12 protein-coding genes and 1 tRNA gene are annotated in these 16,391 nt (G+C 65.5%); 12 read left to right on the forward strand and 1 reads right to left on the reverse strand.

Annotated features, from left to right (window positions below):
• The first annotated feature begins 2 nt into the window (after positions 1-2).
• The 11 genes from QZL87_RS04180 to QZL87_RS04230 all read left to right on the forward strand — a co-directional run bounded on the left by QZL87_RS04180 (position 3) and on the right by QZL87_RS04230 (position 12,118).
• A complete protein-coding gene (locus tag QZL87_RS04180) occupies positions 3-1,208 on the forward strand; it encodes a TIGR03087 family PEP-CTERM/XrtA system glycosyltransferase (RefSeq protein WP_295324076.1) in 1,206 nt (401 codons plus the stop codon).
• Positions 1,205-2,683 carry an exosortase A gene (xrtA, locus tag QZL87_RS04185; protein WP_295324079.1) on the forward strand — a complete coding sequence of 493 codons (1,479 nt, stop codon included), beginning with the start codon at positions 1,205-1,207 and terminating at the stop codon, positions 2,681-2,683. Before QZL87_RS04180 ends, xrtA begins: the two co-directional genes overlap by 4 nt.
• 11 nt (positions 2,684-2,694) lie before the next feature.
• Entirely contained in the window at positions 2,695-4,590 is a 1,896-nt protein-coding gene (locus QZL87_RS04190) for an XrtA/PEP-CTERM system amidotransferase (protein ID WP_295324082.1), read from the forward strand.
• A gap of 293 nt (positions 4,591-4,883) precedes the next feature.
• Positions 4,884-6,068: a GNAT family N-acetyltransferase gene (locus QZL87_RS04195; RefSeq protein ID WP_295324085.1), complete on the forward strand. Its 1,185-nt coding sequence runs from the start codon at positions 4,884-4,886 to the stop codon at positions 6,066-6,068.
• The gene (locus tag QZL87_RS04200; protein ID WP_295324087.1) at positions 6,065-6,931 is read left to right on the forward strand and encodes a cupin-like domain-containing protein; all 867 of its coding nucleotides are present in this window, start codon (positions 6,065-6,067) and stop codon (positions 6,929-6,931) included. The genes QZL87_RS04195 and QZL87_RS04200 overlap by 4 nt, the downstream gene beginning before the upstream one ends.
• A gap of 273 nt (positions 6,932-7,204) precedes the next feature.
• Positions 7,205-7,423, forward strand: a complete 219-nt coding sequence (gene infA, locus QZL87_RS04205; protein WP_010162480.1) for a translation initiation factor IF-1 — start codon at positions 7,205-7,207, stop codon at positions 7,421-7,423.
• On the forward strand, positions 7,420-8,010 hold the full coding sequence (locus QZL87_RS04210; protein ID WP_295324090.1) for a Maf family protein: 591 nt from the start codon (positions 7,420-7,422) through the stop codon (positions 8,008-8,010). Before infA ends, QZL87_RS04210 begins: the two co-directional genes overlap by 4 nt.
• On the forward strand, positions 8,003-8,995 hold the full coding sequence (locus QZL87_RS04215; RefSeq protein WP_295324093.1) for a ribonuclease: 993 nt from the start codon (positions 8,003-8,005) through the stop codon (positions 8,993-8,995). The genes QZL87_RS04210 and QZL87_RS04215 overlap by 8 nt, the downstream gene beginning before the upstream one ends.
• Positions 8,985-9,167, forward strand: coding sequence for a DNA gyrase inhibitor YacG (yacG, locus tag QZL87_RS04220; protein WP_295324096.1), 183 nt, complete (start codon positions 8,985-8,987; stop codon positions 9,165-9,167). The genes QZL87_RS04215 and yacG overlap by 11 nt, the downstream gene beginning before the upstream one ends.
• Positions 9,168-9,250: 83 nt before the next feature.
• A tRNA-Phe gene (locus QZL87_RS04225) sits at positions 9,251-9,326 on the forward strand.
• Positions 9,327-9,544: 218 nt separating this feature from the next.
• Positions 9,545-12,118 carry a TonB-dependent receptor gene (locus QZL87_RS04230; RefSeq protein WP_295324099.1) on the forward strand — a complete coding sequence of 858 codons (2,574 nt, stop codon included), beginning with the start codon at positions 9,545-9,547 and terminating at the stop codon, positions 12,116-12,118.
• 156 nt (positions 12,119-12,274) lie between these two features.
• Here the strand turns inward: QZL87_RS04230 and QZL87_RS04235 are convergent, their stop codons facing one another.
• A complete protein-coding gene (locus tag QZL87_RS04235) occupies positions 12,275-15,304 on the reverse strand; it encodes a TonB-dependent receptor (protein WP_295324101.1) in 3,030 nt (1,009 codons plus the stop codon).
• A gap of 439 nt (positions 15,305-15,743) precedes the next feature.
• On the opposite strand from QZL87_RS04235, the gene folE reads away from it, so the two are divergent.
• The gene (gene folE, locus QZL87_RS04240; protein WP_295324104.1) at positions 15,744-16,343 is read left to right on the forward strand and encodes a GTP cyclohydrolase I FolE; all 600 of its coding nucleotides are present in this window, start codon (positions 15,744-15,746) and stop codon (positions 16,341-16,343) included.
• The last annotated feature ends 48 nt before the right edge of the window (positions 16,344-16,391 follow it).

A 16,391-nucleotide genomic window follows, 5' to 3' on the forward strand; every position in this document is an offset into this window, starting at 1 on the left:
TAATGGCCGAAATCCTGTTTCTCGTTCACCGCGCGCCATGGCCCCCCGACCGCGGCGACCGGATCCGAAGCTGGCATATGTTCGAAGCGCTGGCGAAGCTCGCGCCGGTGCATGTCGCGGCGCTCGCCGACAATGAAGCCGATGCCAAGCTCGCTCGCGAAAAAATGGCGCGGCTTTGCAAAGGCCTGGCGATCGAAGTGCGCAAGGCATCGCGCCCGCTTGCGCTCGCGCAAGCCGTCCTCACCGGCGAGCCGGTGTCGAACCGCCTGTTCCGGAGCGCCGCGCTCGCCCGCCATGTCGACGCGCTGGTCGGGCAGGGCGGCATCAGCCATATCGTCGCCTTCTCGGGCCAGATGGCGCAATATCTCCCCGCTCGTTTCGACGGGCCGGTGCTGATGGATTTCGTCGACGTCGATTCGGCTAAATTCGCGACTTATGCCGAGCAGGACAGGCGCCAGCCGCTGAACTGGGTCCACAGCCGCGAGGCGCGCCTGCTCGCCACCTATGAGGCGAAGGTCGCGCGCCGCGTCGATGCGAGCCTGTTCGTCAGCGAGGCGGAGGCGGCCCTGTTCCGCAGCCGAAGCGGCCTCGGCGCCGACAGGGTGCGTCCGGTCGGGAACGGCATCGACACCGGCCGCTTCGATCCGGCGCTTCGGCTGGAAGCGGTCGGCGCGGGCGAGCGGCCGCTCGCGGTCTTCACCGGCCAGATGGATTACCGGCCCAATATCGACGCGGTCCGCTGGTTCGCTGCCGACATTCTGCCGCTGGTTCGCACGCGCCATCCGTCGGTCCGCTTCGCGATCGTCGGCCGCGCGCCGACCGACGAGGTGCGTGCGCTGGAAGCTCTGCCCGGCGTGACCGTGACCGGCGAGGTGCCCGATGTGCGCCCGTGGCTCGCCGCCGCCGACGCCGTGGTCGCGCCGCTGCTGCTTGCGCGCGGGGTGCAGAACAAGCTGCTCGAAGCGATGGCGATGGCGCGCCCGGTGGTTGCGAGCGCCGCCGCCGCAACGGGGATCGACGCCGTGCCGGGCGAACATCTGCTCGTCGCCGATGACGCGGAAGCGACGGCCGACGCCGTTTGCACGCTCTTTGACGACCGCAACCTCGCGGCCAAGATGGGGCAGGCGGCGCGCGCGCGGATGATCGCGCGTTACGGCTGGGATGCACGCATGGCGCCGCTCGGCGATCTGCTGGGACTGCCCGCGTGACGCGCTGGCAGCGCCATCTCGCCGCGCTCGGCCTGCTCGCGGCGGTCATCCTCCTGCTCTTCCGGCGCGACGCCGCCGACATGGCGGGCATCTGGTGGCATAGTTCGACCTTCACCCATTGCCTGCTGATGGTGCCGATGATCGGCTGGCTGGTGTCGCAGCGCGTGGCGCTGCTCCGCCCGCTGACGCCCGTCTTCTGGTGGCCCGCGCTTATCTGGATGGCCGGGGCGGGGCTGGTTTGGCTCGTGGGCGAGGCGGCGGGAGTCGGGCTGTTCCGGCAACTCGGGCTCGTGCTGATGCTGCAGGGTGCGGTCGGGGCGGCGCTCGGCGAAAAGCTGGTGCGCGGACTGCTCTTCCCGCTCGGCTATGCGCTGCTGCTCGTGCCGTTCGGCGAAGAATTGGTGCCGCTGCTCCAGACCTTCACCGCGCGTATCAGCGTCGTCCTGCTCCATCTCTCGGGCTTCGCCGCAGCGATGCAGGGCGTGTTCATCACGACAAAAGCGGGCTTTTTCGAGGTTGCCGAGGAATGTTCGGGGGTCAATTTCCTGATCGCGATGCTCGCTTACTCGGTGTTCGCGGCGCACCTCTGCTTCAAGAGCTGGACGCGGCGGATCGTCTTCGTTGCGGCGGCGCTCGCGACGACGATCCTCGCCAATGCGCTGCGCGCTTATGGCACGATGGTCGCCGCTGAAATCTGGGGGATCGAGGCGGCGGGGGGCATCGACCATATCTTCTACGGCTGGATTTTCTTCGGCCTCGTCATCCTGCTCGTGATGCTCGTCGCGCTGCGCTGGTTCGACCGGCCGGCGAACGACCCCGCGGTCGATGTGCGCGGGCTGGACGGCATTCCGCGCTTTGCCGGTGCCGCCAAAGCGGTGCTGCCCGCCGCGCTGGCGGTTCCATTGCTTTTCGCCGGCTGGGGACTGCTCGTTGGCGGACGCAGCGCGCCGCTGCCCGAAACCATGGCGGTCGAGGCGCCCCCGGGCTGGCGCAACGCGCGCGTCGGCGGCACAGCCTGGGCACCGCGCTTCGACGGCGCCGACCAGCGGTTGCTCCGTCAGTTCGCGAACGACCAGGGGCAGGTCGTGACCGTGGCGATCGGCGGCTATGAGCGCCAGGCTGAAGGGCGCGAAGTCGTCGCTTTCGGACAGGGGGCGGTCGACCTCGAAAGCAAATGGGCGTGGAGTGCCGTGCTGCCCGCGGTCGAAGGGGCAAGGACCGAGCGCCTGCTCCATCCCGGCCCGGTGCTGCGCGATGCCGCCACCTGGTATGTCGTCGGCGGCACGGTGACGGGCGACCCGCGCCGCGCCAAGCTCGCCGGTCTCCGCGCGCGGCTGCTCGGCGGCGACCCGCGCGCTCTGTCGCTGATCATATCGAGCGAAGAGCGGCACGGCGGTCTCAATGCGATCACCGATTTCCTTTCCGCGTCGGGTGGGGTCAAAGCGATGGCTGACCGCGCGCTGAAAACCCGCTAAGCGATCAGCATATGTGCGGCATCGCGGGCATCTATCATCTCGAAACCGCGAAGCCGGTCGACCCGGCGCGCCTGCGCGCGATGCTGCAGCCGATGCAGCATCGCGGCCCCGACGGGTCGGGCGAGTGGACCGCGCCCGGCGTCGGCCTGGCGCATCTTCGCCTGTCGATCATCGACATCGCGGGCAGTCCGCAGCCGATGGCGAGCGATGACGAAGCCGTCACGCTCACCTACAATGGCGAAATCTATAATTTCCGCGAACTGCGCGCCGAACTCGAGGATCGCGGCCACCGTTTCCGCACCAGCGGTGATACCGAAGTCATCATCGCCGCATGGCGCCAATGGGGCCCCGATTGCCTCTCGCGGCTCAACGGCATGTTCGCCTTCGCGATCCACGATCACCAGCGCGGATGCCTGTTCCTCGCGCGCGACCGGCTGGGGGTGAAGCCGCTCCACTATGTCCGCCTGTCCGATAGGTCGGTCGCGTTCGCCTCGGAACTGAAGGGGCTGCTGCGCAATCCCTTGCTGCGGCAGGAAGCCAATCTCACCGCGATCGAGGATTTCCTTGCCTTCGGCTATGTCCCCGACGACAATTGCATCGTCGCGGGGGTCGAGAAACTGCCTGCCGGCCACTATCTGATGCTCGAACGCGGCAAGCCCGTTCCCGCGCCGGCGCGCTGGTGGGCACCCGATTTTTCGAAGCGTATCCGCGCGTCCGAAGGCGAGGCGGCCGAGCATCTCGTCCATCTGATGCGCGCCGCGGTGACCGACCGCATGGTCGCCGACGTGCCGCTCGGCGCCTTTCTGTCGGGCGGGGTCGATTCGAGCGCGGTCGTCGCGCTGATGGCCGAGGCGAGCAGGAAGGCGGTCAAGACCTGCACGATCGGCTTCGACCAGGCGGCGCTCGACGAGACGGCCCATGCGCAGGTGATCGCCGAGCGGTTCGCGACCGATCATCGCACGCGCACCGTTTCTTCGGGCGATTTCGCGCTTGTCGACCGGATCGCCGACATGTTCGACGAACCCTTCGCCGATGCAAGCGCGCTGCCGACCTACCGCGTCTGCGAGCTCGCGCGCGAGGAGGTGACGGTCGCGCTGTCGGGCGACGGCGCCGACGAGGCGTTCGCGGGATACCGCCGCCTGGTCTTTCAGCATCAGGAGGAACGCCTGCGCGGGCTGATCCCCGGCTTCCTCCGCCGCGGCCTGCTCGGTCCGCTGTCGCATGTCTGGCCGCAAATGGACTGGGCGCCGCGCCCGCTGCGCGCCCGCGCGACGCTCGCCAGCCTCTCGAAGAGCGGAGCGGAGGGCTATGCCGAGGCGGTCGGCGTGACCGGGCCGGCGCAGCGCGCCAGGCTCTTCAACGATGCGGCAATCCATGCTCTCGGCGATCATGTCGCCGAAGCGCGCTACTGGAAAGCGATGCGCGACGCGCCCGCGCGCGAGGCGCTCGACCGCGCGCAATATGCCGACCTGATGATCTGGCTGCCCGGCGACATTTTGACCAAGACCGATCGGATGAGCATGGCGGTCAGCCTCGAAGCGCGCGAGCCGCTGCTCGACTATCGCCTGATCGAATTCGCCGCGAGCCTGCCCGCGTCGATGCGCGTCAAGCGCGGAAGGGGGAAGGCGATCATGAAACAGGCGATGGAACGCTATCTGCCGCACGATATTCTTTACCGGCCGAAGATGGGATTCGTGACGCCGGTGTCGGCGTGGTTCCGCGGCCCGCTGGTCGAGCAGGCGAAGGCGCTCGCGACCTCGTCGACGCTCGCGCGCTCGGGCTGGTTCGACATGGCCGAGATCGAACGCATCGTCGCCGCGCATCAGTCGGGCCGCCGCGACCACGGCCGGCTGATCTGGCAATTCTTCATGCTCGAGAAGTCGCTGGCGAAGCTGTTCGGGATTTGAACTGTCGCGTGGGTTTTGGGGTGGGGAGCGGACGTTGCGATCCATCAAGCCCCTCCCCTTCAGGGGAGGGGTTGGGGTGGGGGCCATCGGCCTTGCGCGAGGTCGATGGCCCCCACCCCACTGCGACTAGGCAGCAAGCTGCCAAGTCTTCGTTGCCCCTCCCCTGAAGGGGAGGGGCTTGACTAGGAGAGGTCCGCAATCGGCCGCTACCCGTCGTCTCGATCGGGCGGCATTCGGCAAACCTCGAACGAATCGCCACGCCATCTTAACGCTTCGCTGCTAGTCTCTCGCCGATGACGGTCCATCCCGCCTTTCCGACGAACGATGCCGAAGCCGCGCCACTCACCGTGCGCGTCGTCGACCCGCTGTCGCTTTCGGGCGACTTCGCGGCGGCGTGGGACCAACTCGCGGGCGAGGCGAGCGAGCCCAACCCCTTTGCCGAACGCTGGTGCCTGCAATCGGCGCTCCACCTGCTCGATCCCGAACGCCATGCGCGGCTGGTGCTCGTGCAGGGCGGCAGCGACGGGCCGGTGATCGGTGTTATGCCGGTCGCGCCCGCCGCCCGTTATGGTCGCCTGCCGCTGCGTCACGTCACCGGCTGGGCGCACCCCAATCATTTTCACGGAGCGCCGTTGGTGCGCGCCGGTTTCGAAAGCCTCTTCTGGTCGATTCTGCTCGGCTGGTGCGATGCGGCGCCTTGGGCGCACACGCTGGTGCATGTTCCGCGCTTGACCGAAGACGGTCCGCTCCACCGCGCGCTCGTCGAGGTTGCGCGGGCGCGGGGCGGCGAGGCGGTCGTGGTGCATCGCGAAGAACGCGCGTTGCTCGAAAGCCCGCTGTCGCCCGGTGAATATTGGGATGCGGCGGTGCGGGCGAAGAAGCGCAAGGAATTGCGCCGTCAGGCGAACCGGCTCGCCGAAGAGGGCGCGGTCAGCCTTCGCCGCTGGCAGGCGGGCGAGGGGATCGAGCCGTGGATCGACGCCTTCCTCATCCTCGAAGCGCGCGGCTGGAAGGGGCGCGCGGGATCGGCGCTCGCGAGCCATAGCGATACGGAGGCGTGGTTTCGCGCGGTGCTGACCGGCGCGGCGGGCGCGGGCAGGCTCGACATGCGCGCGCTCGATCTGGACGGCCGCCCGCTGGCGATGCTGGTCAATTTCCTCTGCCCGCCCGGCGGCTTTTCGTTCAAGACCGCGTTCGACGAGGAATATGCCCGCTTCTCGCCCGGAGTGCTGCTGCAACAGGCGAATCTCGATCTGCTGGACGATCCGCGCATCCTATGGGTCGACAGCTGCGCCGCGCCCGGGCACCCGATGATCGACAGCGTCTGGCGCGAGCGGCGCGCGCTGGTTTGGGTTAACGTCCCGTTGTCGGCGCCCGCCGACCGGCTGCGCTTTGCGATGCTGGGCAAGGCCGAGCGTCTGTGGCGGCGCTGGAAGGGGGCCGCCGCGCCCGCATATGAAGATGAAAGTCCGACATGACCGCGCATCAGCCCATCGACCGGCCCGTCTTCCCTCCCGAAACGCTCGAGCGGATGGCGGCGCTTTATCCGCAGCAAGCGGGATTGCTCCACCACCATCTTCCCGACCATCCCTTGCTGTCGATCGAGGCGCTCGCGACGCTCGGCGAAAGCCTGCCCGCGAGCGCGGTCGAATATAATCCGGGCGATGTGCCGATCGGCATCCGGCCCGAGGACGTGCCGTCGAACGGTCTGTCGATCGGCGAAACGATCCGCACGATCGATACGAACGGCAGCTGGGCGGTGCTCAAGAATATCGAAAATGTGGAGGCGTATCGCACACTGCTGATGGATCTGCTCGGCGAACTCGAACCCGTCGTGAGTCCGCGCACCGGCGCGATGCTGACGCCGCAGGGCTTCATCTTCATCTCGTCGCCGGGATCGATCACGCCGTTCCACTTCGACCCCGAGCATAATATCCTGCTCCAGCTCAGGGGACACAAGGTGATGAACGTGTGGCCCGCGGGCGACGAACGTTTCGCGCACCGCCGCGAGCACGAACGCTATCACACCGGCGGCCATCGCAACCTACCATGGGAAGAGGCGTATAAGGACGACGCGCAGCAGGTGCCGCTCGGCCCCGGCGACGCGGTGCTGATGCCCGTGATGGCGCCCCATTTCGTCGCCAATGGCGATGCGCCGTCGATCTCGCTGTCGATCACCTGGCGCAGCGAATGGAGCTATCGCGAATCCGAAGCGCATGCCGCCAACGCCGCGTTGCGGCGCATGGGGCTCGACCCCGCGATGCCGCCGCGCTGGCCTAGCTATGCGTGGATGAAGACCGTCGGCTGGCGGATCGCGCGGAGGCTGCAGCTGGTGTCTTAGATTCACGCGGAGACGCGGAAGCACGGAGAAGATGATATTCGCGCAGCGACGCAAAGAGCGCAGAGATTTCGATTCACGCGGAGCTACGGAACGGCAAAAGATGAAAAATGGCGGCTTTGCCGCCTTTTCTCATATTCTCTCTGCGATCTCTGCGCCTCTGCGCGAATATTCTAGAGAGATGCCCTCAAATCGTCTCCATGACAGATTGCTTTCAATTGCCGCAAATTGCGGTTATGGGCGCGCATCCCGATATTTCGAGCCCATAGAGGATTGATGGCGAAAGAAGAACTTCTGGAAATGCGCGGCCAAGTGGTCGAACTGCTGCCCAACGCGATGTTTCGCGTCAAACTGGAAAATGATCACGAGATTCTGGGCCACACGGCCGGCAAGATGCGCAAGAACCGCATTCGCGTTCTCGTGGGCGACGAGGTGCTCGTCGAACTCACCCCCTATGACCTGACCAAGGGTCGGATCACCTATCGCTTCAAGTGAGCGGCGCAGCGACCATTCCCGCGCTGGTATTGGCTTCGACCTCGCCGCGCCGGCGCGAATTGCTGGCGCGGATCGGCCTCGCGCCCGCGCGTGTCGCGGCCCCCCAAATCGACGAGACGCCGCTGAAGGGCGAGCTTCCGCGTGACTATGTCGCGCGGCTCGCGCGGGGCAAGGCGCTCGCGGTCGAGCGAGCGCCGGACGAAGTCGTCCTCGCGGGCGACACGACCGTGGCGGTCGGGCGCCGCATCCTAGAAAAACCGGCCGACGAAGCCGACCTGCGCCGGATGCTCGCCCTGTTGTCGGGGCGGCGCCACCATGTCTGGTCGGGCGTCTGCGTCGTCGGCACCGATGATCGTCCGCGCGTCCGCGTCGTCGATACGATCGTCGCCTTCAAGGCGCTGAGCGCCGCCGAGATCGACCTTTATGTCGAATGCGGCGAGGGGATGGGCAAGGCGGGCGGCTATGCGATCCAGGGGCGCGCCGAAACCTTCGTGCGCTTCCTTTCGGGCAGCCATTCGAACGTCGTCGGTCTGCCGCTGTTCGAAACGCGCGCGCTGTTGACGAGCGCGGGAATCCCGCTTGGCTGAGTGGCTCTACGAAGCCGGAATCGGCGAAACGCGCGCGGCGCTGATCGAGGATGGCGCAATCGTCGAGGCGCGGATCGAGCGCGAAGGCGAGGGCCCGCGCCTCGGCGCAATCGTCGAAGCGAAGCTGGTCGAGGCGGGCAAGGGCGGCAAGGGCGCGCTGGTCGCGCTCGACTGGCCGGGGGCGCCGCAAGCGACGCTGACCGGCCTGTCGCCGTCGACCTCGACCGGAGCGCGGCTGATAGTCGAAATCACCCGCATGGCGCTGCGCGAGCGCGGCCGCGACAAGCCCGCAAGGGCGCGGATGGCGGAGGCGGACGCGCAGGTCGGTGATGGGCCCGACCTGCGGTCGCGTATCGCGACGACGGGTATCGCTGTTACCGAACTGCAACCGGCGGGGCCCGACCGGCTCGAACAGGCGGGCTGGTCCGAACTGATCGACCATGTCCGCACCGGGCACTGGCCCTTTGAGGGCGGCGCGCTGTGGGTCGATGCGACCCCCGCGATGCTGCTGATCGACATCGACGGGGAGGGGGACGCGCTGGCGCTGGCATTGGCGGGCGCCCGCGAGGCGGTGGCGCTGATCCGACGCTGCGACACCGGCGGGTCGATCGGGATCGACTTTCCCTCGGTGCCCGATCGCGCTGGGCGGCAGGCGATCGACGCCGCGGTCGATGCGGCGCTGACCGGGGCGTTCGAGCGCACCGCGGTCAACGGCTTCGGCTTCATGCAGATCGTCCGCCGCCGCGAGCGGCCCTCGCTGATCGAGCAGGTCCGGCTCGACCCGGTCGCGACCGACGCCGCGCTGCTGCTGCGCCAGGCCGAACGCGCGGTCGGGACGGGCGATTTGACGCTGACCGCGCGCGGCGCGGTGGTCGATCGGATCGCGGCGCATGCGCATTGGATCGAGACATTGCAGAATCGCACCGGCCGTGCGGTCCGCCTGATCGCGGACCCGGCCGCCAAAGGAGCCGGCCATGCCCAGTAAACCCCCGCGCTGCCCGCTCTGCGGCAAGCCGCGCGACCCCGAGTATAAGCCCTTTTGCGGCCGCGGCTGCCGCGACCGCGACCTCCTCAACTGGTTCGGCGAGGACTATCGCGTGCCGGTCGATCAGGCGCCCGACGGCACCGCCGACGACGATCGTTTCGACGAGGGATGATCGCAAAGAAAGATGCTGGACAGGACGCAAAGCCCTGCCTATAGCCGCCGCTCGCCAGCGCGGCCGACCGGCCGCAAGGCTTCGCCTGGGTAGCTCAGTTGGTAGAGCATGCGACTGAAAATCGCAGTGTCGGCGGTTCGATCCCGTCCCCAGGCACCACCTTTCCTCTATGGTTGTCCGGCATTATTTGTGACAATCGGGTTACGCCTTCCGTAGCGTAAACTGTTGCTTTTGTGCCACTAATGAACGGAAAAGCCGGTCGCGCGCGCCTGCGCGCGTTGACGCAGCGGGGCGGTGCGTTAGACCAGCCGTTCACCGCCGGGCATCTCCCGACAAGCCTTTGGCTGCGCCTGCGGCGGTTGGAGAGAGGATCTGTCATGATTTTGCGCAACATTTTGTTGGGCGGCACGATGCTATGCGCCGCCGCCACCCCCGCCATCGCCTTCGCTCAGGACGCCGCCCCCGCCGATGACACGGCGGTCGCGACCGACGACACCGATTACGGCAACGACATCATCGTCACCGCGACGGGGCGTGCGCAGCGTTCGCAGGACATTCCGATCGCGGTTAATGTTGTCGGCGGCGAGCAGCTCGAAAATTCGGGGATCAGCGACATTCGCGGCCTTCGCCAGATCGCGCCGAGCTTCCAGGCCACGACCGGCCAGTCGTCGGCAACCGGCGTGGTGCTTCGCATCCGCGGCATCGGCACGGCGGGCGACAACCCCGGTTTCGAGCCGTCGGTCGGCGTGTTCGTCGACGGCGTTTTCCGCGCGCGGGCGGGCCTTGCCCTTGCCGACCTGCCGCCGATCGACCGCGTTGAGGTGCTGCGCGGACCGCAGGGCACCTTGTTCGGCCGCAACACGTCGGCGGGCGCGCTCAACATCGTGACGCAAAAGCCAAGCTTCAACCTCGGCGGCTATGCCGAGGCAAGCTATGGCAATCTGGACGAAATCGAGCTGAAGGCCGGCGTGACCGGACCGGTTTCCGAAACGCTCGCCGTGCGCCTCGACGGCGGCTACCACAAGCGCGACGGCTATATCAAAGATGTCAACAGCGACCGCCGTTTCAACGATCTCGACCGCTGGTCGGTGCGCGGACAGGCTTTGTTCGAAAAGGACGACGTGTCGTTCCGCCTGATCGCCGACTATGCCAAGACCAATGAGCAGTGCTGCGGCGCGCTCAACACCAATTCGGGCTTCGCGCAGCCGGGCACGCCGGCCTTTGCCGCAAGCGCGGTGATTCAGGGGCTGGCCGCGGCCAATGGCCTGACCGGCATCGTGACTCCTTATAGTCCCAAGGATCGCGAGGTCGCTTATTCGCCCGATCGCGACCTCACCGAAAAGATGCGCGAATGGGGCGTGTCGGGCCAGCTCGACTGGGATCTGGGCGGCGTCGAACTGACCTCGATCACCGCCTATCGCGACTGGAAGGCGATCCGCGGCATGGACGTCGACTTCTCCGGCATCGATCGCGCCTACCGCGAAAACATGCCGATCAACATGCGCGATTTCACGCAGGAAATCCGCCTCAAAGGGACGGCCTTCGACGATCATGTCGACTGGCTGATCGGCGGTTTCTACCTCAACGAAAAACTGAAATATACCGAACGCACCCGCTTCGGGACGCAGGGCGCGCAATATGTCGACGCATTCATCAACGCGCTGACCGATTCGGCGGTGCCCGGACCGACCGGTTTCCAGATTTTCCAGTCGATCCCCAATTCGCCGCTGGTGGGTCAGGTGCTGCTGGCTTCGAATCCGCAGCTTGCGGCCGCGGCGGCGCAGGCGGGCGTGCTCGATACCTTCCTGACGCCGCTGCCCGCGCCGCAGGCGGGGCAGGGCCAGATCGGCGACGCCTACCGCGTCAACACCGAAGCCTTCGCGTTGTTCACGCACAATATCATCGACTTCAACGACAATGTCTCGCTGACCCTCGGTCTGCGCTACAATCATGAATCGAAGAAACTGAACGCCGACCTGCAGTCGAACCTGCCGGGCTGCGCGACGCTGCAAAGCGACCGTTACGGCCTCTATCGCCAGGCGCTTCAGGGCTTGCCGTCGGGGCTTGGCGACGCGATCTTCAACCTTGTCTGCAACCCCGTGGTCAATCCCGAGTTCAACGGCATCTATCGCGACAAGCGCAGCGAGAGCAAGCTGACGGGGACCGCAAAGCTGTCGGTCAAGCTCGACGATCGCGTGATGGTCTATGGCGGTTATGACCGCGGCTATAAATCGGGCGGCTATAACCTCGACCGCGGTTCGTTCGACACGGCCTTCCTCGGCGGCAATGGCGCGCAGGCGTCCGACCTCGAGTTCGGCAACGAGGATGTCGATTCGTTCGAATTCGGCGTGAAGACCGACCTCAGCGCGGCGTTCCAGTTCAACGCCAACGCATTCTACACCGAACTCAAGGGCTATCAGAACCTGGCGTTCGAGGGGAACAACTTCGTCGTCCAGAATTTCGACAAGGTCGTGGCGAAGGGCGTCGAGCTCGAATCGGTCATCCGCCCGGCACCGAACCTCAACATCGTGCTCGGCTATTCCTATGTCGATACCGAAGTGAAGGATCCGGTCGCCGGCGACGACAACGGCCTGCCGCTCACCAATTCGCCCAAGCATGTGGTCACCGGCGCGGTCACCTGGACGCCGCAGTTCAGCAGCAATGTCGGCGGCCTGCTGCATGTCGACTGGCGGATGAACAGCGACGCGAACACGATGAACGATCCGGTCGCGGTGCCGTTCACGACCAACGACGGCTATACGATCGTCAATGCGCGGGCGGGGCTGAATTTCGGACCCGACCAGAATTATGCGGTCGAATTCTACGTCGAAAATCTGTTCAATAAATATTACAATATCACCGCCTTCCCGATCCCCGAACAAAGCGCGAGCTTCGCCGTCTATCCGGCACCGCCGCGGCTCTATGGGGTGAAGCTGCGCGCGAAGTTCTGATCCGACGGCCATCCGCGCGATCGGCAAAAAAGGGGCCGGGCCATCGCATGATGGCCCGGCCCCTTTTCTTTTTTGTCGGCGGCCGATCAAAAAAGAAACCCCGGCCTCTCGTTCGAGAGGCCGGGGCATTTGTTTGGCGTTACCGCCGGTCGGTCGTCAGAAGCGCACCCCCGCCGCGATGCCGTAGCGGCGCGGTTCGAGGGTGAAGATATTGGTGTAGTTCCCCGACGACTGGTCGGTGATGTAGAGGCCGGTGACGCTGTTGGCGTCGAAGATATTCTGGATGAACCCCTTCACATACCATTTGTCGTCGGGCCCGTTCAGCTGCAGCTGGGCGTTGACCTGGGCATAGCCCTTGATCCGGTTCACATTGCCGTTGAAGATGCTGCCATAGCTTTCGCCGGTATAGGCGAGGTCGAAGCGGGGGACGAGCGTCATGTCGCCGCCGCCCAGCCGCGCCGTATATTGCACACCCGCGCTAAACTTGTAGTTCGGCGCTTGCGGCAACTGGTTGCCCTTGATGTTCACCGGAACGCCGGCCGAAAGGACTTGAATCCCATTCGGGTCGAAGAGCAGGGCGGTCGGCGTGGGATCGCCTGTATTCACATCGACCGCTGCTTCCGCCAGGACCGAGCAGATGCCGAAGGCGCCGGTAGAAGCAATGCCTCCGCCGGCGGGGAAGGCGGTGGTCGGCTGCAGGCCCGCGCCGGTCGCGGCGTTGAGGCCGCCATTGACCGCGTTCACGAAGCCATTGCTGCCTGCGGCATTGCCCGGCGTACCCGGCGCGACGGCGCAGTTCGCGCCGTTGGACAGGTCTTTGATGATCACCGCATCGGCCCGGCCGCCGCCGAAGTCGCGCGGGTTGCTCGTGAACTTGTCTTCGGTGACCTTGCTGTGCAGGTAGCTGAAGCCCAGGTTGACGACGACAGCCGGGTCGGGCCGGACGATCGCTTCGGCTTCGAAGCCGTAGATGTCGGCGCTGACATTGTCGTTGACCGCGGTGCGGGCGACGATCTTGCTGAGCTGCAGGTCCTTATATTTATAATAGAAGGCCGTCAGATTCAGCTGGAGCGCGCCGTTGCCGAAGGTGTTCTTCGACCCGATTTCGAACGCATCGACCTGTTCGGGCTTGAAGCTTTCGGGCACTTCGAAGATCGGCTGCAGCGGGGGGTTGATGCCGCCCGATTTATAGCCGCGCGAATAGGAAGCATAGAGCAGATTGTCGTCGGTGATCTTGAAGTCGAGCACCGCGCGGCCGGTCAGCTTGTTGAACTTCACCGTCCGTTCCTGGACGATCTGATTGCCGGGCGTGCCGGGATCGGCGTCGAACGAGCCCACGAACGGCGAATCGAACGCGCTGCCCGTTCCGCCATGCGGAGCCAGGAAACTCGCCAGCGTCGAACGCGCCCTGACGCTCTTCCTGTCGTTGTTGTAACGCAGGCCGGCGGTCAGTTTGACGCGATCGCTGAACTCGAAATAGGCCTCGCCGAACAGGCCGTATGACCTGATCTTCAGATCGTCGGTATTGTTGCGGAAGAAGGGCGTCGCAAGGAACGAGGGCGGCAGCGGCGCGGCGATCGTCTGCCCCGGATTGTCCGGGTCGGGCACGCGGTTGGTCGCCGCGGTAAAGGCGCCCAGCACGCCGGTCAGATAATCGATCGGAAAGGCGTTCACATAATAGCTGTTCTCGGTCAGGTGATAATCCGCATAGATGCCGCCGACGAGGAAGTTGAACGGCCCGTCGAGGTCGCTCGACAAGATGCCTTCGACCGACCAGCTGCTGTTATACTGGTTCGACCGGTCGAACTGCAGCGACTGGTCGCTACAGATCTTATTGCCGCCAAAGCTGCCATAGCCGCTTTCCTCGGCAAGCGACGTGCAGAGCTGACCATCCGGTCCGTCGGGAATGATCGCCGCGGCTACCGGCCCGAAATAGGTATTCGACAGGATCGGATTGCCGCCGGCATCCACTCCCAGCGGAATGGGATTTGCCGCGAAGAAGGCGAGCGTGTTGAGGCCGGTCGCATAGAGCGACCGGTCGCCGACATTGCTGTTATAGTCCTGCGACGCGTCGAGCTTGACCTTCTGATACTGGCCCGAAACCTGGAGCGAAACCGGACCGAAATTATGCTCGATCTGACCTTGCAGCGTCAGTTCGCTGGTGAAATAGCTCGGCGTATAGGCCGTGTTCACCGTCCGCGGATCGGACGGGATCGACGTATTGGCATAGACGTCGGGGCCATAGACGCTGCCAAGCGCGAATCCCTGCGGAATGCCGCGAATGGCGAGGAATTCGCGCGAGGTCAGGGCTGCGGTGAAAGTCGCGTTGCCGTTGAAGGGTTCGTTGTCGAGACGGCCGTTCAGACAGCCGAGGATGCCGGTCGGGTCGCGCTGGCACAGCTGTTTCTGAATGCGCGTGCGCTTGTCCTTTTCGCGGAAATAGGACGCCATCAAGTCGATCGTCGTGTCCGGCGTCGGCTCCCAGCGCAGCGAGCCGCGGACCGAATAAAGATCGCGGTCGTCGATGCGCGTGTCGAGAAACTCGTTCTTCGTATAGCCGTCGCGGTTGAGGTAGATGCCCGCAACGCGGATGCCCGCGGAGTCGCCAAGGGGGATGTTGACCATCGCCTTGCCCTTGATCGAATCATAATTGCCATATTCGGCCTCGGCGGCGGCTTCGAACCGGCCAAGTTTCGGCTTGGCGGTGATCACATTGACCACGCCCGAGGTCGCATTGCGGCCGAACAAAGTGCCCTGCGGCCCGCGCAGCACTTCGACGCGTTCGAGGTCGAAGAATTCGGTTTCGAACAGGCGGGTCGAAAACAGCGGGTCGCCGTTCAGGTGAATCGCGGTCGCGCTGTCGCAGGTCGTGCCGACGCAAAGGTCGCCGATGCCGCGGATCGTGAAGCTCGCGCCGGTGAAGTTGGTCTTGGTGAAGGTGACGTTGGGCAGGGTCAGTTGAAGATCCGACGGGGTCTTGATCTGCTGCGCTTCCAATGCCTCGGTCGAAAAGGCGCTGACCGCGATCGGCACGTCCTGCAGCCGTTCCGACTGGCGCTGCGCCGTGACGACGATTTCGCCGCCGAAAGCATCGCGTTCGACTTCATCCGCCGCGTCCTGCGCATATGCCGGCGTCGCCACCGTCATCGCGAGGATCGAGGTTCCGATCAGTGCCTTGAACTTCATCTAAACAGCCTCCCTTTTTCAACCCCGCGCAGTGCGGGGCCGCCCAACTTTCAGATTGTGGTAAGAGGAGGGGATATGACCGGGCGTGGCAAAGGGCGCCGGGCCGGAACGGCCAGCCACCCATCTGTATCCCACTCGCCAGCTGTGCTGGTCATCGTCCTCTCCCGCCGGCGTCGGGGAACACGCACGGCCTCTCCGGAATACGACCCGCTTGAGCGAGTTCTGTATGGCAAGGAAGGTGCGCCGAGTTGACGAAAGCGTCAAGTCACTTGTTAAGCCCAAAAAAGGACGCGAAACCGCGCCTCTCGGGAAAGAGAAAAAGTCAAGATTCCGCAACGTAAAGTTGACGAGGGAGGACAATTTCTTTTCGCCCGGCCCTTGCTTATCGGTACCGGGACGTCGAAATGTGCGACATGATGGCAACAGTGAAAGCGAGGCGATGAGCGACAAAGTCGAGTTGGGGCCGGATGGCAAGGTGGTGGTGCCCGACCATGTCGCGGCTGCCGTCCGCACGCTCATCGAGTGGGCGGGCGACGATCCGGCGCGCGAGGGCCTGCTCGACACGCCGCGCCGCGTCGCGCGCGCGTGGAAGGAATATTGTCAGGGCTATGGGGAGGACCCCTCGGTCCACCTCTCGCGTACCTTCGAGGAAGTCGGCGGCTATGACGAGATCGTGCTGCTGCGCGACATCCCGTTCCAGTCGCATTGCGAACATCATATGGCACCGATCATCGGCAAGGCGGCGATCGCCTATCTGCCGCGCGACCGCGTCGTCGGCATTTCCAAGCTTGCGCGCGTACTCAATGGTTATGCGCGGCGGCTGCAGGTGCAGGAACGGCTGACCGCGGAAGTCGCGCGCTGTATCTGGGACAATCTGCACCCGCACGGCGTCGCGGTGGTGATCGACGCGCAGCATGGCTGCATGACCGGGCGCGGCGTGCGCACGCCGGGCGTCGGCATGGTGACGAGCCGCCTGCTCGGCTGCTTCCTCGACGACGAACGCAGCCGCAAGGAAGTGCTGAGCCTGATGGGCTATTGAAAATCGTCGTCCCCGCGGAGGCGGGGACCGCGGTCGGTCTTGCGCTAC

Source organism: uncultured Sphingopyxis sp., assembly GCF_900078365.1.
Classification (GTDB): Bacteria; Pseudomonadota; Alphaproteobacteria; order Sphingomonadales; family Sphingomonadaceae; genus Sphingopyxis.

Excerpts from the sequence above, each read along its gene's own strand:
- QZL87_RS04180 (WP_295324076.1), top strand. The coding sequence starts at position 3 with ATGGCCGAAATCCTGTTTCTCGTTCACCGCGCGCCATGGCCCCCCGAC.
- QZL87_RS04190 (WP_295324082.1), top strand. The coding sequence starts at position 2,695 with ATGTGCGGCATCGCGGGCATCTATCATCTCGAAACCGCGAAGCCGGTC.
- QZL87_RS04195 (WP_295324085.1), top strand. The coding sequence starts at position 4,884 with ATGACGGTCCATCCCGCCTTTCCGACGAACGATGCCGAAGCCGCGCCA.
- QZL87_RS04200 (WP_295324087.1), top strand. The coding sequence starts at position 6,065 with ATGACCGCGCATCAGCCCATCGACCGGCCCGTCTTCCCTCCCGAAACG.
- infA (WP_010162480.1), top strand. The coding sequence starts at position 7,205 with ATGGCGAAAGAAGAACTTCTGGAAATGCGCGGCCAAGTGGTCGAACTG.
- yacG (WP_295324096.1), top strand. The coding sequence starts at position 8,985 with ATGCCCAGTAAACCCCCGCGCTGCCCGCTCTGCGGCAAGCCGCGCGAC.
- QZL87_RS04230 (WP_295324099.1), top strand. The coding sequence starts at position 9,545 with ATGATTTTGCGCAACATTTTGTTGGGCGGCACGATGCTATGCGCCGCC.
- QZL87_RS04235 (WP_295324101.1), bottom strand. The coding sequence starts at position 15,304 with ATGAAGTTCAAGGCACTGATCGGAACCTCGATCCTCGCGATGACGGTG.
- folE (WP_295324104.1), top strand. The coding sequence starts at position 15,744 with ATGAGCGACAAAGTCGAGTTGGGGCCGGATGGCAAGGTGGTGGTGCCC.